The organism is Microcoleus sp. AR_TQ3_B6, assembly GCF_036702785.1.
Classification (GTDB): domain Bacteria; phylum Cyanobacteriota; class Cyanobacteriia; order Cyanobacteriales; family Microcoleaceae; genus Microcoleus.
The window spans coordinates 1-18,871 of record NZ_JAUBVJ010000121.1 but is presented as its reverse complement, the minus strand read 5'-3'; the positions used below and the strand labels follow the sequence as shown (position 1 = coordinate 18,871).

Annotated in this window: 14 protein-coding genes; 6 read left to right on the top strand and 8 right to left on the bottom strand. The window is 46.6% G+C overall.

What is annotated here, in order from left to right:
- Positions 1 to 1,725 (bottom strand): FG-GAP-like repeat-containing protein (locus QUB56_RS33640; RefSeq protein ID WP_332960690.1); only part of this gene is annotated, 1,725 nt, incomplete at its 3' end.
- 243 nt (positions 1,726 to 1,968) lie between these two features.
- Here QUB56_RS33640 and QUB56_RS33635 point away from each other — a divergent pair.
- From QUB56_RS33635 to QUB56_RS33625, 3 genes are read left to right on the top strand one after another with little or no spacing between them, the layout of a single operon-like run.
- Positions 1,969 to 2,235, top strand: a complete 267-nt coding sequence (locus QUB56_RS33635) for a hypothetical protein (RefSeq protein WP_332960689.1) — start codon at positions 1,969 to 1,971, stop codon at positions 2,233 to 2,235.
- Positions 2,195 to 2,431: a hypothetical protein gene (locus QUB56_RS33630; RefSeq protein WP_332960691.1), complete on the top strand. Its 237-nt coding sequence runs from the start codon at positions 2,195 to 2,197 to the stop codon at positions 2,429 to 2,431. The genes QUB56_RS33635 and QUB56_RS33630 overlap by 41 nt, the downstream gene beginning before the upstream one ends.
- Positions 2,413 to 2,673: a hypothetical protein gene (locus QUB56_RS33625; RefSeq protein ID WP_332960688.1), complete on the top strand. Its 261-nt coding sequence runs from the start codon at positions 2,413 to 2,415 to the stop codon at positions 2,671 to 2,673. The genes QUB56_RS33630 and QUB56_RS33625 overlap by 19 nt, the downstream gene beginning before the upstream one ends.
- A gap of 180 nt (positions 2,674 to 2,853) precedes the next feature.
- Here the strand turns inward: QUB56_RS33625 and QUB56_RS33620 are convergent, their stop codons facing one another.
- Complete coding sequence (locus QUB56_RS33620) at positions 2,854 to 7,992, bottom strand: Ig-like domain-containing protein (protein WP_332960687.1); 5,139 nt, start codon at positions 7,990 to 7,992, stop codon at positions 2,854 to 2,856.
- 619 nt (positions 7,993 to 8,611) lie between these two features.
- On the opposite strand from QUB56_RS33620, the gene QUB56_RS33615 reads away from it, so the two are divergent.
- Positions 8,612 to 12,898, top strand: coding sequence for a TIGR03032 family protein (locus tag QUB56_RS33615; RefSeq protein WP_332960686.1), 4,287 nt, complete (start codon positions 8,612 to 8,614; stop codon positions 12,896 to 12,898).
- A 97-nt stretch (positions 12,899 to 12,995) separates the two neighbouring features.
- On the opposite strand, the gene QUB56_RS33610 is transcribed toward QUB56_RS33615, so the two are convergent.
- A complete protein-coding gene (locus tag QUB56_RS33610) occupies positions 12,996 to 13,634 on the bottom strand; it encodes a pentapeptide repeat-containing protein (protein ID WP_332960685.1) in 639 nt (212 codons plus the stop codon).
- 57 nt (positions 13,635 to 13,691) lie between these two features.
- Between QUB56_RS33610 and QUB56_RS33605 the strand changes: the two genes are divergently transcribed.
- Positions 13,692 to 14,237 (top strand): phosphatase domain-containing putative toxin, encoded by a 546-nt coding sequence (locus QUB56_RS33605; RefSeq protein WP_332960684.1) that lies wholly within the window; start codon positions 13,692 to 13,694, stop codon positions 14,235 to 14,237.
- Positions 14,238 to 14,569: 332 nt separating this feature from the next.
- Here QUB56_RS33605 and blaOXA read toward each other — a convergent pair whose 3' ends face one another.
- The 5 genes from blaOXA to QUB56_RS33580 all read right to left on the bottom strand — a co-directional run bounded on the left by blaOXA (position 14,570) and on the right by QUB56_RS33580 (position 18,522).
- On the bottom strand, positions 14,570 to 15,442 hold the full coding sequence (blaOXA, locus tag QUB56_RS33600) for a class D beta-lactamase (protein ID WP_332960683.1): 873 nt from the start codon (positions 15,440 to 15,442) through the stop codon (positions 14,570 to 14,572).
- Between the two features lie 150 nt (positions 15,443 to 15,592).
- Complete coding sequence (locus tag QUB56_RS33595; RefSeq protein ID WP_332960682.1) at positions 15,593 to 16,006, bottom strand: MAPEG family protein; 414 nt, start codon at positions 16,004 to 16,006, stop codon at positions 15,593 to 15,595.
- Positions 16,007 to 16,284: 278 nt separating this feature from the next.
- Positions 16,285 to 16,689, bottom strand: a complete 405-nt coding sequence (locus QUB56_RS33590; RefSeq protein ID WP_332960681.1) for a DUF3037 domain-containing protein — start codon at positions 16,687 to 16,689, stop codon at positions 16,285 to 16,287.
- On the bottom strand, positions 16,667 to 17,455 hold the full coding sequence (locus QUB56_RS33585) for a HipA family kinase (protein ID WP_332960680.1): 789 nt from the start codon (positions 17,453 to 17,455) through the stop codon (positions 16,667 to 16,669). The genes QUB56_RS33590 and QUB56_RS33585 overlap by 23 nt, the downstream gene beginning before the upstream one ends.
- A gap of 494 nt (positions 17,456 to 17,949) precedes the next feature.
- Positions 17,950 to 18,522, bottom strand: a complete 573-nt coding sequence (locus tag QUB56_RS33580; RefSeq protein WP_332960679.1) for a hypothetical protein — start codon at positions 18,520 to 18,522, stop codon at positions 17,950 to 17,952.
- Positions 18,523 to 18,687: 165 nt separating this feature from the next.
- On the opposite strand from QUB56_RS33580, the gene QUB56_RS33575 reads away from it, so the two are divergent.
- The coding region (locus QUB56_RS33575) for a hypothetical protein (protein ID WP_332960678.1) at positions 18,688 to 18,871 on the top strand (184 nt) is incomplete at its 3' end.

The window sequence follows — 18,871 nt, the reverse complement described above, 5'->3', positions numbered from 1 at the left end:
GGGGCCTGTTTCGGTGGGGGTAGTGCCGGCGGCGATGCTGACTTTGGGGGTGTTGTTGAGGAGGATGGAGGTGGTGTTCCTGTTATAGTTCGCCGTTGCTACATCTGGTTTCCCGTCGCTGTTGAAGTCGCCGATGCTGACTGATTGGGGGTAAGTCTCAGTGAGGAAGGAGACGAAGGGGGCGAAGGTGGGGGTGGTGGCGCCTGTGGCGGTGGTGTTGATGAGGATGGAGACACGGTCAGTGTCCGTCGTTGCTACATCTGGTTTCCCGTCGCCGTTGAAGTCGCCGATGCTGACTGAATTGCTGCCACCCGGAGTGGGGAAGTCTACTCTAGGGGCGAAGGTGGGGGTGGTGGCGCCTGTGGGGGTGGTGTTGATGAGGATGGAGACACGGTCAGTGTTCGCCGTTGCTACATCTGGTTTTCCGTCGCCGTTGAAGTCGCCGATGCTGACTGATGTGGGGAAAATCCAAGTGGGGAAGTCTACTGTGGGGGCGAAGGTGGGGGTGGTAGCGCCTGTGGCGGTGGTGTTGATGAGGATGGAGGTGGTGTTGCTGTAGACGTTCGCCACAGCTATATCTGGTGAACCGTCGCCGTTGATGTCGCCGATGCTGACTGATCTGGGGCCGCCTGTAGTGGGGAAGTCTACTTTGGGGGCGAAGGTGGCGGAGTTTCCTGTGGGGGTGGTGTTGATGAGGATGGAGGTGGTGTTGCTGCCGTTGTTCGCCGTTGCTACATCTGGTTTCCCGTCTCTGTTGAAGTCGCCGATGCTGAATGACCTGGGGACAACCCCAGTGGGGAAGTCTGCTATGGCGCCGAAGGTGGGGGTGGTGGCGCCTGTGGGGGTGGTGTTGATGAGGATGGAGATGGTGTTGCTGAAGCCGCTCGCCACAGCTACATCTGGTGAACCGTCGCCGTTGAAGTCGTCGATGGTGACTGAGCCGGAGCCAAGCCGACTGAAGAAGTCTACTTTGGCGAAGGTGGGGGTGGTAGCGCCTGTGGGGGTGGTGTTGATGAGGATGGAGGTGGTGTTGCTGGAAACTTTCGCCACAGCTACATCTGGTTTCCCGTCCAAGTTGATGTCGCCGATGCTGACTGAAGAGGGCCAAGCCCCAGTGGGGAAGTCTACGTTGGGGGCTAAACCCAGTATGCCGCTGTAGGTTTTGAGGGCGGTTTCTGTGAGGGCGAGTTTGGGTTTTGTGGGGGATGGGGGGATGGATGAAGTGAGTTGCCAGGTTCCTCCTCGTGCTGAGTTCCCCGTGGGGTTGGGGTTGGCGACGATGAATGCCCCGGTGAGTTGGTGCAGTTGAGTCAGGAATTGATTGCCGCATGGTGGGGTGGCGGCTGGTTTATTTGAGTTGTCGATTATTCTCAAATGTCTAGGCGAACCGGCCTCTAGACTCTCGGCGACGTTGCACCCGTACAATAGGATGGATGCCTCTGCTGTTAGGCTTTCTCGCCACTGTTGTATCTCAAAAGTGTACTGGGGGAGGGTTTCAATATTTAATGCTGTATTTCCTAACTGCAAATGACCCGGGGCGCCGTGACAGATGATGTGGATGGCTGAGTATTTTTTGCCTTTGATGGTTTGGGTGATTTGTGCTATGGCATCCCGGTTTGGGTCGAGGATGGCGGTTTCGATGCCTTTTTTGATGCCCGAGATTAGGGTTTGACTGTCTGGGATGTCGGAGGCGATGAAAGCGAGCTCTCTAATTGTATTTAGCATTGGTAGATTATTTTTATATTTGAAACAATTGTCACCTTAGCAAGGTTATTTGGATACGATCGCAATTTGTATAGATACGATCGCAATTTGTATAGAAAATATATGATTTCTGATTCAATCCACGATCGCACAAATTTCAATACACCCCAATAACACGAGATTTTTGGGGGTCGCGATTTTCCATCTTAGTTAACCCAACAACAAATCAGTCTTGCTTGCACCACCTATCAAACCAGGAGGTTAATGTTAATAGGTGCAGCGCCAGAAACAAACAGAATATCGGCTTTTTGGCGAATACTCGATCGCGCAATGGGGCTTTTTTCCACGCCGTCACGCCTTTATTTAAGTTCAAAATATCAACTGTGGCAATTAGACAATGTGCTAAGCTGCTACGCATTTAAATTGAATGCAAAGACGGGTTCTGGGGCCCCTTCCACAATAATTGTAGAAAAATTGACTGTGAAATTAGATGCACAACAGCTTAGCAGCGTTCGGGCAACATCAAGGTGACGATCGCCTGTACATACGGGGCATCGTTTCTTGTGTAAGCGCGAGGTTTTGGTGGCATTGGGAGGCTATGAGGTCGCGAGGGGTTGTTTTTGCTCGCGATGTGACTTGGGTTCGCTATGCGGCTGCTTTGGGCTTTAAGATGGGCTTTTTGGAAAGGGCGATCGAGACTTGGAACGAATGGGGTCGCTCGATTTGAAAGATGCAGCTTCTGGCGATCGAATCTGGGGCGATTTGTGGCTGTTGCTAGCGGTTCAAGGTTTGCCGGTGCCGATTGTATTGTGCTATTTGCTGTTTGGTTCGCTGCCGCCGGTTGGTGTATTTGGGCACTTTTGGCTGTTGGGATTGAATGTATTTTTGGTAGCAGTGCGTGAGGCTTTGTGTTTGGCGATCGCACCTTCCTACGATACAACTAGGGCATCGGCTAAATTGGTGTTTTAGCTGTCACCTTTAGCCGAACCGTTAGCGTTTTGCGAATTCTCATGGATGCTTTAAATCAGCCTACTCAGTGGCGCAGCCGAAAGTATGAATAATCCTTAAATTTTTGCTAGACCTTTTAAAATTGGTAGAAGTGCGAGAGTCCTTTTGTATCGAAGGGGATCTCGCACTTTTCTTGATTTCCTAAATTACCCGGAAATTATCCGATGTAATCGCATTGGCACTCACTCCTATCATCACACCTAACTCCTCTCCTGTCAAGACATTTTTGATAATAGTTCCCTGAGTATTTTGAGTTATTTCTAACAAACTAAAGCTCAAACCTCCCCTTAATCCAATCAAATCTTGACCGATTGTAAAATCAGCAATAACATCAAATCCTTGAGCTGAATTTAAGACAAAGATATCGTTACCGCTACCGCCAATTAAACTATCATTCCCCAAGTCTCCGTAAAGAATATCATCACCTTGACACCCACTGAGAGTATCGTTATCTTCCCCGCCATAAATAGTATCATTTCCTTCACATCCTCCCAAGATATCTGCTTGTTCGTTACCGCTGATAAAATCATTACCTTCACCGCCACAGATGGTATCCGAACCCTTGTTTCCAAACAAGTAATCATCTCCCAGACTACCCAGCACTATGTCATTCCCTTTGCCTGCAAATAAGGTGTCATTATCCTTACCGCCATCAATAAAATCATCATTTCTATTTCCATAAACGATATCATCACCTTCGCGGCTATTGATAGAGTCATTGCCTTTGCCTCCAAAGACATTATCCTTGCCCAAGTCGCCAAGAATAATGTCATTATTTTCATCTCCAAATAGAATGTCATCACCTGTGCCACCTGTGATAAAATCATTGCCTGTGTTGCCGTTAAGGATATCGTCGCTGTCGGCACCATATAAATTGTCATCCCCGGAAGAAGCATCGAATATATTGCCCCTATTGCTGCCTAAGAATTCATCGTTTTTGGCAGTACCTATTTGAATGGACGATACACCGAGTATGGTGTTTTCAACTGTATTGGGTTGGTTTAAATTGGGATAGGCAATATCATCGCAGATGCAGTCATCGTTGGGGATGTTGTTGGTTGTTGGTGTTGGCGCTATTGTTGGTTTAGGTGTCGGTGTTTCCGCAGGGGTTTCCGCAGGTGTTTCAGCTATTGTTGGTGCCGGTGTTGGCGTTACCGATGGCCCAGGGGTTGGTACGGCTGGGGGTGTTGGCGCGAGTGCAGCAACATTCACGCTAAAAGTACCTAAATTGCTAGCAGCAGACAAATTGCCAACAACATCCTTCACCTGCGATGCTTGCAAATTAACTGTGTAAGTACCATTGTCAAAACTATCCCAAGTTCCCCCAGGCGGCGTGAACGAATATGTTGCTGTGCGGGGCGTACCATTTCCAGTCGGTGTGGCACTAATAAAGCGAGCAGGAATAGCACCACCTGACCAATTTATAACCACATCCGAATTATCTAAACTGCTAACATCTACTCCACTACTATCACTAAAAGTAACTGTCAATATCTGGCTTGTACCACCAGAATTAGTAATGTTAGAAAATGCACTTAAGTCAGCAGTAGGTGGGATGATATCAACAATAGGTGTGGTGACATTAGCAGTACGAACCAGTGGGGTTGCTGCGGTATTATTATTACCAGCAATATCAGTTGCTCTTGCTGCTGGGACATCAACGGTGACATTACCGCTAGCAGCGGGAGTGACATCAAAGGTGTAGGTTTTGCCATCAACTTTGACAAAGTTACTGACAGTCGCATTGGCTACGGTGATATCAGTATTATCAAAGCCGTTGACATCTTCACTGAATGTGGCGGTGACGCTAAATAAACCTGTTACTGTTGGTGTTGCAGTTGAGGTTAAGGCAACTGTTGGCGGGGTGATGTCAGGTGTGGTGACATTAGCAGTACGAACCAGTGGGGTTGCTGCGGTATTATTATTACCCCCAGTATCCGTTGCTATTGCTGCTGGGACATCAACGGTGACATTACCGCTAGCAGCGGGAGTGACATCAAAGGTGTAGGTTTTGCCATCAACTTTGACAAAGTTACTGACAGTCGCATTGGCTACGGTGATATCAGTATTATCAAAGCCGTTGACATCTTCACTGAATGTGGCGGTGACGCTAAATAAACCTGTTACTGTTGGTGTTGCAGTTGAGGTTAAGGCAACTGTTGGCGGGGTGATGTCAGGTGTGGTGACATTAGCAGTACGAACCAGTGGGGTTGCTGCGGTATTATTATTACCCCCAGTATCCGTTGCTATTGCTGCTGGGACATCAACGGTGACATTACCACTAGCAGCGGGAGTGACATCAAAGGTGTAGGTTTTGCCATTAACTTTGGCAAAGTTACCGATAGTCGCATTGGCTACAGTGATATCAGTATTATCAAAGCCGTTGACATCTTCACTGAATGTTGCTGTGACGCTAAATGCTGCGTTGACTGTGGTTGCCGAAGTTGATGTTAAGGCAACTGTGGGGGCTGTAATATCAGCAGTACGAGTCAGTTGAGTGGCGGCGGTATTATTATTACCTGCAATATCAGTTGCTCTTGCTGCTGGGACATCAACGGTGACAGGACCATCAGCATTAGGTGTTACGGTAAAAGTATAGGTTGTGCCGCTACCCGTGAAACCGCTAATCGTACTGTTAGTAAGAGTAACGTCGCTGGCAATAAATCCTGTGACGCTTTCGCTGAATGTTGCTGTGACTAAAAATGGTGCGTTTGTGGTTGTTGGGGAAGTTGATGTTAAGGCAACTGTGGGAGCTGTAATATCAGCAGTACGAGTCAGTGGAGTGGCGGCGGTATTATTATTACCTGCAATATCAGTTGCTCTTGCTGCTGGGACATCAACGGTGACAGGGCCATCAGCATTAGGTGTTACGGTAAAAGTATAGGTTGTGCCGCTACCCGTGAAACCGCTAATCGTACTGTTAGTAAGAGTAACGTCGCTGGCAATAAATCCTGCGACGCTTTCGCTGAATGTTGCTGTGACTAAAAATGGTGCGTTTGTGGTTGTTGCTGATGCGGATGTTAAGGCAACTGTGGGGACAACGGTGTCTACAACTATGGCTTTGCTATCCGCTAAAGACTGCCCCGCAGGAATAGTCAAGGTTGCATTATTTCCCACAGCATCTCTTAATGTTGCACCGACTTGTAAAGTTATGCCTGTTGAGTTGAGGTCGGTGCTATTTTGTCCTGCTGCTGGAGTGTATGTGCCTACAGCAGATGTGCCTGTGAAAGGTGGAATAGTGACAGTGCCACCTGTGTTTAAGGCGACACTCATGTTACCGCTGGCTAAGGTAACTGGTTCGCTGAAGTTGACTGTGACATTGATGTTGCCTGTTGTGTTGTAACTGCCGTTGGCGGTGCTAGAGGTGACGCTGGTGATGGTGGGTGCAACACCATCGATAACTATGGCTTTGCTACCGCCGAGGGAGTTGGCTGAGGCTAGGGCGGGGAGGGTTAAGACGGCATCCGCCAAATTATCTTTAATTGTGCCGCCGTTGAGGGTGAGGGCGTTGGTGGCGAGGTATTCTAAGTCGGCAGAGGTGTCTCCTGCTTGGACTACATAGTTGAAGATGGGTATACCGCTGCTACCGCTGGTATAGGTGGCAAAGCGGTCAGTTGTGCCTGTTTCTAGTTGCAGTCGGGGTGTGCCGGTCACGTTGACGGCGACATCGAAGAAGACGGTGATGGGGATAGTGGCACCGATGCCGTAGCTGCCGTTAGGGGTGTTGGCGGTGACAGCGGTAACTTTGGGGGTGGTGTGGAGCAGGATGGAGGCGGTGCTGCTGATAGCGTTCGCCACAGCTAAGTCTGGTTTCTTGTCGCTGTTGATGTCGCCGATGCTGACGGAGGCGGCGCCATTGCCAGTAGGAAAGGGGACTTGGGGGGCGAAAATGGGGGTGGGGGCTCCGGTGGGGGTGGTGTTGAGCAGGATGGAGACACCGCTGCTGCCCGAGTTCGCCGTTGCTAAATCAGGTTTGCCGTCGCCGTTGATGTCGCCCACGCTGACGCCTCTGGGTTTAGCGCCAGTAGGGAAGGGGAGTTGGGGAGCGAAAGTGGGGGTGGGGGCTCCGGTGGGGGTGGTGTTGAGCAGGATGGAGACATCGCTGCTGTTGTAGTTCGCCGTTGCTACATCTGGTTTGCCGTCGCCGTTGAAGTCGCCGATGCTGACGCCTCTGGGGCTATTGCCAGTAGGAAAGGGGACTTGGGGGGCGAAAATTGGGGTGGGGGCTCCGGTGGGGGTGGTGTTGAGCAGGATGGAGACGCTGTTGTCGCTGCCCGAGTTCGCCAAAGCTAAGTCTGGTAAACCGTCGCCGTTGAAGTCGCGGATGCTGACGGAGGCGGGGTTACTGCCTGTAGGGAAGTCAACTCGGGTGGCGAAAGTGGGGGTGGGGGCTCCGGTGGGGGTGGTGTTGAGCAGGATGGAGGCGGTGTTGCTGTTGAAGTTTGCCACAGCTATGTCTGGTAAACCGTCGCCGTTGATGTCGTCGATGCTGACGGAAAAGGGGCGAGTGCCAGTAGGGAAGTCAACTTTGGTGGCGAAAGTGGGGGTGGTGGCTCCGGTGGGGGTGGTGTTGAGCAGGATGGAGACGCTGTTGTCGCTGCCCGAGTTCGCCACAGCTAAGTCTGGTTTTTTGTCCGAGTTGATGTCGCCGATGCTGACCCAGACGGGGCCTTGGCCAGGAAGGAAGGGGACTTGGGGGGCGAAGCCTAGTACGCCGCTGTAGGTTTTGAGGGTGGTTTCTGTAAGGGCCAGTTTGGGCTTTTCGGGGGATGGGGGGATGAGTTGGGAGATGTCCCAGTTACCCCCTAGTTGGCTGTTACCTGTGGTAGTGGGGTTGGCTGCGATGTTGGCGCCGGTGAGTTGGTGCAGTTGAGTGAGGAATTTGTGGCCTCTATCTCCGGCTGCGGAGTTACATCCATATAATATGATGCTGGCCTGGGCAGTGAAACTGTTTCGCCACTGTTGTAACTGTTGGCTGTAGTTTTCTATGTTGCTGCTGTTTAGTTCTGTTGTGCGTAAGTAAAGGCTGCCGGAACGGCCGTGTGAGATGATGTGGAGGGCTTCGAGGTCTGTATGCTGAGCTAGGATTGTGGCGATTTGCTCTACGGCGTCAGGCTGGCTTTCGAGGATGTAGGTTGCTGTGCCCGGTTTGATGCCAGAGGCTATGTGGTGGCTATCTGGTATTGTGGGGTCGAGGATGACTATTTCCCTTAGCGGGTTGCTGATGTAATTAATTAGGGAAAATTCTTTTTTGTGGTTAATTTGAACTAGAGTTTTCATCTGCTTTTGGTTGCTGTGGAAGAATTTGTTGAGTTGGTTTGCGTCGATCGCCCGATTTGAGTTAAGACACGGTACTTATACCTTAGGGCAGATGACACCGTAGACTTTTAAGAGCAAAAAACCTAGCAGATGTTCCAGCGCAGTGTGTGCTTCAACGGGCGAGTTTACAAAGATTTATATTCCTCTGGGTATATTACATAAACTCCACAAAGTCGAGGTGGGGGCGGGTTTATTATATTATTGATTTTAGGCAATTACGATCGGTAAAATCGGTGCCTACAGGAATTGCGATCGCCCTACATTTGGGATATATAAAGATCTGCCTCTAGATTCTATGAATAGAGATACTGTGAGCGATCGCCTTAGTTGCCAAGCCCTATTTGCGAGTTGTATTGCAGAAGAAAGAAGGACGAAGAAAATAGATATAAAAATGCAATAATAGCAATGGTTTCAGCCATTAAAAATGTAATCTCCGTCAGGCGCTGTTGCGATCTAATTCCCTGCCGACCGTGACTGATGATGTGTATGATTGGTATAGTCACCTCTATCAATTTTTTTTGTTATCCCTTCTAACAAAGCTTCATATTTCTCCGACTGGCATAATTTCACTTTATTTACTATGAAAATCGGCTTTTTTGATGCGATTGTATGGGATTACGATATAGAAACTCCTTACCGCCAACCTCTAGGCGGCTCTCAGTCGGCTTTGTGCTATTTAGCAGTAGCACTAGCAGCTATTGGACATGAAGTATGGTTGTACAATAACACTTCTAAACCAGGAGTGTATCGGGGAGTCCATTGCTTTCCTTTGACTAATCTTTCTCAAGACTTGTTAAATTTTTTTGATGCTGCTATTGTCCTAAATCACCCGGAAACTGGAACGCAGTTAAAGCCACTATTGGGGGAAAAAACTAAGTTAATTCTCTGGATGCAACACGCTTGCGACCAGGCGGCAGCGCAGCCTTTACGAAGTTTATCAATCCAATTGCTCTACGATGCGATAATTTTTGTCAGCGAGTGGCAAAAGCAGCTATATTTAGAACAATTCAATATGACAAATATGCAATTAGGAGTTATAAAAAATGCGATCGCTCCTGCTTTTGAAAAAAACCTCACTGAAGGCGAAGCTATTTTTACCCAAAAATTACAACCTCCTGTTTTAACTTATACCAGCACTCCCTTTCGCGGTTTAGATTTACTTTTAGATATCTTCCCGAAAATTCGGCAGCGATTTACCGATGTGAGATTAAAGGTATTTTCTAGTTTAAAAGTCTATCAAGTAACAGAAGATAGAGATGAATGGGAGCCGCTATACCGCCGCTGTGCAGAAACAGCAGGAGTGGAGTATGTCGGTTCGCTAACTCAGCCAGAACTCGCTAGGGAATTGCGCTCGATTAATATATTAGCGTACCCAAATACCTTTGCAGAAACTTCTTGTATCTCCGTGATGGAAGCTCTAGCTAGCGGTTGTTTTGTCGTGACTAGCAACTGGGGAGCTTTGCCCGAAACAACGGCAGGTTTTGCGCGTTTAATCTCGCTGTCTCAGTCCACTACTTCAAATTCGCTCGCTCCCTTCAGTTCGCTCTCCGAAAGAGAATCTTATGCCCAAGAATTTCTGGAGGCAATTCTGGAGGTGCTAGAAGTCCTAAGAGGCGCTAACCCACAAGAAACTGAACAATTTTTGCAAAAACAGGTAGATTATTTTAATAAACATTGCACTTGGAGGGTGCGTGCATTAGAATGGGAAAAATGGTTGAAAACGATTAATAAAATGTCCCATAAAATTTCTGTAGAAAGCCTCTATGATAGAGCGCTGGCTATGCAAAAACAAGGCGACTGGGAGGCAGCAGGGAGGGAATATCGACAGATTATTGCGCTGCAGCCTAATTATGCGCCTGCTTATTTTCAATTAGGAAATGCTAAGTTAGTTAAGCAAGAATGGCCAGAAGCGATCGCCCTTTACCGCCAAGCTTTAAATTGCGAACAGCGCTACTCTCAAGCTTGGTATAATTTAGGGGCAGCGCTGGAAAATATGGGGGAAGTCGAGGAGGCGATCGCGGCCTACCAACAAGCTGTTACATACAATCCCAATTATGCGCTCGCCTACAACAGTCTAGGAGTCTTGCTTGCCCAACAAGAAAAACTGCTAGAAGCGAAAATTTGCCATCAAAAAGCTTTAGAAATTCAACCGGATTTTATTCCCTATCGGGGAAACTTAGCCAATGTTCAATACCGCTGCTATGAATACAGCGAAGCTGCTGCCAACTATCAAATAATCTTGCAGCTAGACTCGCATAACATCAATGCAATGGCAGCTTTGATAAAAATTTACCAGGGGATATGCCTGTGGGATAATTTAGCAGCAGAAAGCGAAAAAATGTGGGAAATTGGCAGAAATTTAATAGAACAAAATATATTGAAAGACTTATCTATTTTTGACTTTGTTATGTACTCGCCTTTTGAGGGTGACAGACATCTAGCAATTACTCGCTACTTCGCTAAATTTGTCAGCAGTAAAGTTCCTCAAAATTATTTTCCCCCTCACATCCCCCCTGTTACAACCCCCGAAGTCTTGCGAATAGGTTACATCGCTGGAGATTTTTACAACCACGCTTTAACGCATTTAATGGGTGAATTATTCGCCTTGCACGATCGCGCCCAATTTGAGATATTCGCCTACTCTCTCGGTCCCAATGACGGCAGTATTGAGCGTCAAAAAATAGAAGCAGACTGCGATAAATTTACCGACGTGCGAGGAATCCCTACCCGAACAGCCGCAGAAAAAATATACAATGATAATATTCACATCCTAATCGACATGGGAGGCTATACCCAATATTCTAACCCAGAAATCTTAGCAATGCGCCCCGCTCCCATTCAAGTTAGTTATCTAACTTACGCAAACACGATGGGAGCCGAATTTATAGATTACATCATCACAGATAATATCGTAACACCCCCCCGCCTCGCCGAGTTTTTTACTGAAAAATTTATTTGCCTGCCACATAGCTATCAGATTAACAATTATCTGAGAGTTTGCCCCGCAGAAGACGCGCAAATTAAACAGAAAAACCCCAAATCCAAATATGGCTTACCAGAAGAGACGTTTGTCTTTGCCTGCTTCAATCACAGTCGCAAAATTGAGCCAGTCATGTTTAGCGTGTGGATGCGAATTTTAGAGCAAGTACCTAATAGTGTACTGTGGCTATTAGAGAGCAATCCAGAAGCAACTCGGAACCTGAAAGCTCAGGCTAATCTGCGGGGAATTGATGGCGATCGCCTAATATTTGCACCGAGATTATTACAAGAGGAACACCTATTACGCCACCTTTGGATAGACTTATTCCTCGATACTTTATATTATAATGCCCACACGACAGGGAGCGATGCTTTGTGGATGGGAATCCCCTTTATTACCTTCCCAGGAGAAACTTTTGCGGCGCGGGTGGGAGCAAGTTTATTAAATGCGGTTAATTTACCGCATTTAATCGTTAATAGTTTAGAAGAGTATGAAAAGTTGGCGGTGCATTTAGCTACTCATCCTCAAGAGTTACAAAAGCTGAAAAATTACCTCAATGAAAATCGCCGACAATTGCCACTGTTTAATACACCTCAAACTGTGCGATATTTGGAATTAGGATATCAAATGATTTGGGAACGGTATCAATCTGGTCAGCAGCCGGAAGCGATACAGATCGACAGGGCAGAAGGGATAGAAAAAGAAGCTGAGAGAAGGTTAAAAACTGATTTAAAACCCGATAGAACAAGCAATTTAGTTAGGAATTCAGCCCAGGATCCAGTGGAAAAAGTCAGAAGTTTAAGGGATAAAAATAGGGATAACAGTCAGAATTCGACAAGGGATGCTAGTGCAGATTCGCCACAGGATTTAATGGGCGATCGCGAGTTCCCATCGTGGTTAACCCAACAACAAATCAGCCTCGCTTGTACTACCTATCAAACCAAGAGGTTAATATTTATTGGTAGCAATCCAGAAACTAATACTATTTCTGGATATTGGCGAATCTTCGATCGCGCAATGGGGCTTTTCTGCACGCCGGAACGCCTTTATTTGAGTTCAAAATATCAACTCTGGCAATTAGATAATGTCTTAGAATCCGGGAAGTTATATCAAGGATACGATAAATTATATATACCAAGAATCGGTTATACTACAGGAGATATCGACATTCACGATATCGCAGTCGATAAAAATAATCAAATTATTTTTATTAGCACTTTATTTAATTGTATCGCTACTTTGAGCGATCGGCACAGTTGCAAACCTCTCTGGAAACCCCGTTTTATATCACAATATATAAATGAAGACCGCTGTCACCTCAACGGTTTGGCAATGGTGGATGGACAACCGAAATATGTCACAGCGTCGAGTCAGTCGGATGTGGTGGATGGCTGGCGCGATCGCAGACAAAACGGGGGTATAGTTATTGATATTGAATCTAATGAGATTATCGTCAGAGGATTGTCAATGCCACACTCGCCGCGCTGGTATCAAGACAAGTTGTGGTTGCTGAATTCGGGGAGAGGGGAATTGGGTTATGTGGATTTAGATACAGGGAAATTTCAGGCGATTACGTTTTGTCCGGGATATGTCCGAGGACTGGCTTTTTGGCAAAATTGGGCGATTGTTGGACTCTCGAAACCTCGGGGTGGTGACAATACTTTTAGCGGTTTAGAATTGGATGAGTTGTTAGCAGCCAAGGATGCTGAGCCTCGCTGCGGTATGATGGTGATTGATTTGACGAATGGGGCGATCGTTCACTGGTTGCGCTTTGAAGGAGTTGTCACGGAACTTTATGATGTGCAGGTGATTCCGGCAGTGCAAAGGCCGATGGCTTTGGGTTTTCAAACTGAGGAAATTGCTCAGTTAATTACTTTGGAACTTTAACCGCAGATTGGGGCAGATGTACGCGGATTAACGCAGATAAATGTTTACAGGATTTACCTACGGGGTGTGAGAGGGAGTATTTAAGCGGGATTTGATATTACTCAAATATAGCCCCATCTAAGCTGGTTTTTCTTAAGTCTGTTCTCGCTAAGTTGGCACCTCTGAAGTCAGCACCTGTTAAGCAAACATTGCTTAAATCTGCATAACTCAGATCGGCACCTCTGAGATTAGCATCTGATAAATTTGCTCCTGATAAATTCGCCCTCACAAGTTGTGATTTACTCAAGTTACAGCCACTCAAGTTTGCGGATTGCATCTGTGCGGCCATTAAGCTTGCTTTGCTTAAATTAGTGCCGCTGAGGTTAGCCAAATTTAATTTAGCATAACTCAAATCAATGTTTTCCAAGCAAAGTTCGCTCAACTGCGCGCATCGCAAGTTAGCATTAATAAAAAACCTGTCTCCAATCCCATAACGGCGCAGCAATTCGTCAGCTTCCAGGCGAATTAAAATCGGTTCGCAAGTATTTTGGTAGCACCACGATGTCTCCAGCAAACGGGCGGCTGCTTCAATTGCTACCTTGTCGCATTTAGGGAGTACCAAACTATTGCACCCATCCCACTCACCGTTGAGCATAAATGCCATGTCCGAAGCTGCTGCAATTGAGTCGCATAATAAAACGGTTTCTGGTTTGGGTTGCAGCCAGTTCATTAAACCGATCGAGCTGTTGTTTTTCACTGTTGATTCAGGATTTGTGCGTCTTTCTTAATTATAGGTAAAAATATTGAAAACATTATGCACAAATTTGCTGCGGCTTCAGAGAATGAATTAATTGTGTTTGGTGCAGCCAGACCAGGATACCGCGATGCAGAAATTGCTTGCTGGATTGAATTTATGCAGGGGCATAATATCAAGCAAGTTTGCTGCTTGCTCGCTCAAACCCAACTCATCCGCTACAGTGACTTACTGGGAACATATCGGAAAATATTTGGGTGCGATCGAGTTTGCTGGGCGCCGATTGCAGACTTTCAATTGGTCGATCGCGATATTTTAATCGATCGAATATTGCCGTTCTTGGAATCTGCAAATAGCAAAGGCGAACGGGTGGTAGTTCACTGTTCTGGGGGGATCGGACGTACAGGACAGGTTTTGGCTGCTTGGTTGGTCAGCGGGCGGGGATTTTCTAACAAACAGGCGATCGCAGCAGTAAAAAAAACTGGCAGAAATCCCTATGAAGCAGCGATCGTAGCTTGTTTGAAAGGTCGAAACCCTTGGCTAGTCGTTGAAGAACTTAATGCTCTCTTAGATGATTGTCGCCTTGCTGCGAGAAATGATATATAGCACTATAGCAATTATATATATAGCAATCCTCGCATCAGTTTCAATAACTGGTTAACTGGTTACCAGGAAGAGCCTCTTAACCGATGTCACTCTTGAAGAGCCTCGGCCCAGACTATGGAGGCTCTTCCTCCGGATATGCGTTACCAGGAAGAGCCTGGTAACGAGTATAATCATTTAGGATTGCTATATGTGCCAATTGCGTAAGTTTTAAAAGATTTAAAAGACTCGGCTTCCTACGATCGAACTCAGGCATCGCATAAATGGGTGTTTTGGCTATCACCCTTAGCCCATCCGCTGGCATTTTTGCGAAGATTATAGAACAAATAACGCAGTTACAGCAGCGCAAGATCCTTGAAGCAACGGCGCGTTAACTCGATTCTTGCAGAGGCGTCATTTTCGTTGCGGATGTCAATGTTTGTCGCAAAAAAGTAAACATTTTTATCCTTTTCTAAATAACCTACATACCAGCCAATTTGAGGCTTTGTTTTGTCTCCAAAGTTTGCCCAGCCTGTTTTAGCTCTAATTGTGTAATCGGGAGTTTGTTCAACAATTATGATGTCTTTAACCAGAGACAGCGAGCGCTCAGAAAAGGGTAAATCATTTTTGTATAGACGGCGGAGAAACTGAATTTGCTCGTTGGGTGTGATTCGCAGTTCTCCCTCTAACCAGAATTTGTCAATATCGTCTTTGTTACCGATTTTTTGGTTGCCATAACCGACTTTAGCTACCCATTTTTGCATTCGCTCGTGTCCGACTCTGCGGGCGAGAACTTGGTAAAACCAAACGGCGGAAAGTTTTATGGCTTCTCTCATATTCAAGTCTCGATTCCATGCAGGAAATTGCCTTTGAATTCCATCCCAAGTTAGAACAGCAATCTCATCTGAAATCACCCCTGTTTCTAAGGAAATCAGAGAGTTGAGAATCTTAAATGTAGATGCAGGTAAAAAAGCTGTGGTGTTACGCTGCGGGTTGTGTTGATAAAGCCGATCGCTATTCAAATCGTAAATTGCGATCGAGCCTTCAACTCCTAGCTCTTGAAAGTGCCGTCCCAAATTAATTTTCTCAGAAAAATCTCCTCCGCCTCGTGGAGATACTTGCACAGGAGGTGGCACAGTTAAGGCTGATTGCGGTGTCTGAAATAAAACAGAAATAATGCACCCTAATACAATTAAAATAACAGCGACCGCACGAGATATTCGGTTCATAAACTTCAATAAATTACCCAAATCACAGACAGTAATGTCACTGTAGCATCGACTTGTAAAGCGCGCCTGACTTGCGCTGTATACGAAACAATTAAAGTTGGCCCCTGATGCACCCTACTATATATAGCCGTCAATTGGGCAAGACCTCAACTAGAAAACTGCCATAATAGTTAAGGCCACCAAGCAGCTTAACTGAATTACTAAGGTGAAGAACCGAAACTTTGGGTCGAGGCCAGCGATGTGAATCACGGAATGTACAAGCCGAAAAAGGATGTACACAACAACCAGCAAATCTACTGCTGTTCCAGAAACACCCCTAACGGTTAGAAGGAAAACAACTCCCAAATACAAAGGCAGATTTTCCACCAAATTAGAGTGTACTCGAACTAGTCGCCAAAGCAAACTGTCGTCGTTCTTTGTGCTGAAATCTTTTATAGATCCGCCTGCTGATAAATGCCGAACCCTGACTGCCAGCAACAAGATAACGACTGCGATCGTCCACCCAATGAAAAATGCTAAACCCCAGAGAGGTAACGTCATATTTGTCTGTTCAACTTGCATCATCTTTCTACCTTGCGAAACTGCTGCTAAGACTTTAGAAAAGTTAGATCAAATCCTGTAGCCTCCTCCACTCATCTGCGTTAATCTGTGTTTATCTGCCTGTATCTGCGGTAAAAAAAAGAGAATAACCGCAGAGGACAAGGAATTGACCCTGATTCACCCAGAGGTCGAGAACAGAGATAGGAATAATTCCGATACTAACAGATTTGATATTAGCAGTCAGGACTTTTGCTCTGGCGTTCTTATGTTTAGCTAAAATGAGTAAATCTAAAATCTAAAATCTAAAATCTAAAATCGACTGACGATCGCACCATTGTATCGAGCAAGTGTTCGATCGCACCCGGTAGATTCTGGCAAAAACCAGTGTGTACCCGCGATGTCTGAACGATCGTGCTGCGGGGTGCTACGAGCCAGTGAAAGCGCTCTCTGTGGGGAAGTTGACCGATCGCGCCAGATTCGGAGCCGCCTGCACAAATGATAGGAATGACTGCTAGGTGATTGCGAAGCATTTCCAGATCCAACGTTGAGTCGATCGCCATCAAGCGCTTTTCATCAATTTCGATACGGGCTTCGAGGAATTTTTTCGTACCGCAGGAAACGATCGCCCCCACGTTGATAAACTCCTCGCGCTCAACTTTGGGAACGACGCGGATAATGGCGTAATCATAAAGAAATCGATCGGGCACTAATCGCCTCCTCCAAAAAAATATGTGGTGATTCTAGCCGATTTAGCAGGTACTCGATATAAGCATCCCGATGTTGGTTGCTATCGCTGAAAGGAGAATTTCCCACCAGCCAAGTATCAGGAATTAGTTTAACGATGTGGCTAATGATGTCCGGGGTTAGCCTGTGAGTCATCTTTAAATTTGCTGCTTCCAGGGTGCTGGCAAAACGCAGCAGAACGTGGTCTTTGATTGGGGGGAAACGATCGCGGCTGCGCGAGAGATAATCTTTCCAGGTGTGGTGGAAGTAGAGGGCTGCACCGTGATCGATCAGCCAAAGCCGGCGGTGCCATACCAGCATATTTGCATTGCGCGAGGTGCGATCGATGTTGGTCACGAAAGCATCGAACCAGACGATTTCTGAGGCGAGATCCGCATCGGACTTCCCCGCTATCGGGTCAAAGGTGATGGACCCGGGGAGATAGTCGAGGGCGAGGTTGAGGCCAGCACTTGCTCGGATCAAATCTTGAATTTCCGGATCGGGCTCAGTGCGAGCCAGTTCGGGATCTAGTTCAACAAAGACGAGTTCGGGGATTGGGAGTCCGGAGGCGCGAGCAATCTCTCCCGCCACTAGCTCAGCGATCAGAGATTTGGCTCCCTGGCCCGCACCGCGAAATTTGAGTACGTACATACCATCATCATCTGCTTCGACGATCGCCGGCAGCGATCCGCCCTCGCGCAAGGGAGTGACATACCTGGTAGCAATGACTGTTCGCAAGCTGGGACTCATGCTATTTTCGATTTTCGATTTTCGATTTTCGATGGGAAATCACTGATTTTATGAGGGTTTGGATCACTGGCTTACAGTTGGATTCTTTTTTTTAACTGGGACTGATGTTAAGTAGTCTCTAATTATTTTTGCATCTGTTGGCTATTGCGGGCGATCGAAATCGAGATTTCCAGGATTGGGCGATCGACTACAAAGCGTTGAATTACCGCATGGGTACGCCGACCGAAAGCATCCAGGATACAAGCCCCCGGATTCATCCGTCCAGAAATAAAAAACCTGTATCTGATGAAACTTGCCCCCCGAATGTATCCGTGGGGTCAATGCTTCAATTCTAAAATCAAAAATCAAAAATCAAAAATCAAAAATCAAAAATCGTTTGACGGAGTATTTCGTGTTTCCTGATGCCAAGCTTGTTCTGATTTCTAGGAGATGGAACCCAAAGTGCTGTCGGCTGTTGAGTTTGATGTCACAGGATTAAGAGTTTTTTGAGCCTATTACGAACAGCCTTCTATATACTCAACTTCAGGAAGTTTACCCGAACGGAACCTATCTACACGATTTTTGCTAGTCTCAAAAATTATGCGGTAGTTTTTGTCAGCCGCATCTTTAGGGAAGAAAGTTAGATATTTTCCATTCTCAGGTGGGCGGCTTACATAAGGATGAGGAGTTGCTTTAATTTGCCCTGGATATAAAGATAAAATTCTGTTTTCATTATCCCCGATTCTAGCTCCACTCAGGGTGGTAATGGGCTTGCTGGTAATATCCACTCTGGCAATGCGACCCTTTGTTACCATAAAGGCAATTCCTTTTGGCTCTCCTTTTGGTTGGACGTAGGAACACTGATACTCGTCCATACCACCACTCCCACTTCTAATTAATCTAATCCCACCTGCTTTTGACGCTTCATCAACTGTCATACCAACCCGAATTGGCCCAATTCCATTAATGGCTAGTTTCGATCGCTCTGTGAGTTTCGCTTGAGCGCTAACTGATGTTACCCAACTCAAAAAAATGACTGCTGTCCCAATTAGTAAGGCGACCAACTTTGAACTGTTTAGCTTTTGCATCGAGTGCTATTCCTCCTTGATATCTGTAAACATTGATCTAATTCTGCTGTTATCTGAGTATCCTTCGCCAGTATACTGATTTATTTTGTACTTTTACGCAGGAAATCGTGGGCTGACTTTTGCTAGCTCCCTTGGACCGTTGGGCCTTATAAATCCGTTTTTAGGTTGCGGGATGCGGCCCATAGCTTATATCAAATCCGCGCTTCTGGAGTCGGGCGTAAAATCGCGTCAACAGTCAACACTCAACCATCATTCAGTTTTTCGACCCGCCCGTTAACAGTCAACAGTCAACAGTCAACAGTCAACAGTCAACAGTCAACAGTCAACAGTCAACAGTCAACAGTCAACA

Excerpts from the sequence above, each read along its gene's own strand:
- QUB56_RS33635 (WP_332960689.1), top strand. The coding sequence starts at position 1,969 with ATGTTAATAGGTGCAGCGCCAGAAACAAACAGAATATCGGCTTTTTGG.
- QUB56_RS33630 (WP_332960691.1), top strand. The coding sequence starts at position 2,195 with ATGCACAACAGCTTAGCAGCGTTCGGGCAACATCAAGGTGACGATCGC.
- QUB56_RS33625 (WP_332960688.1), top strand. The coding sequence starts at position 2,413 with ATGGGGTCGCTCGATTTGAAAGATGCAGCTTCTGGCGATCGAATCTGG.
- QUB56_RS33620 (WP_332960687.1), bottom strand. The coding sequence starts at position 7,992 with ATGAAAACTCTAGTTCAAATTAACCACAAAAAAGAATTTTCCCTAATT.
- QUB56_RS33615 (WP_332960686.1), top strand. The coding sequence starts at position 8,612 with ATGAAAATCGGCTTTTTTGATGCGATTGTATGGGATTACGATATAGAA.
- QUB56_RS33605 (WP_332960684.1), top strand. The coding sequence starts at position 13,692 with ATGCACAAATTTGCTGCGGCTTCAGAGAATGAATTAATTGTGTTTGGT.
- blaOXA (WP_332960683.1), bottom strand. The coding sequence starts at position 15,442 with ATGAACCGAATATCTCGTGCGGTCGCTGTTATTTTAATTGTATTAGGG.
- QUB56_RS33595 (WP_332960682.1), bottom strand. The coding sequence starts at position 16,006 with ATGATGCAAGTTGAACAGACAAATATGACGTTACCTCTCTGGGGTTTA.
- QUB56_RS33585 (WP_332960680.1), bottom strand. The coding sequence starts at position 17,455 with ATGAGTCCCAGCTTGCGAACAGTCATTGCTACCAGGTATGTCACTCCC.
- QUB56_RS33580 (WP_332960679.1), bottom strand. The coding sequence starts at position 18,522 with ATGCAAAAGCTAAACAGTTCAAAGTTGGTCGCCTTACTAATTGGGACA.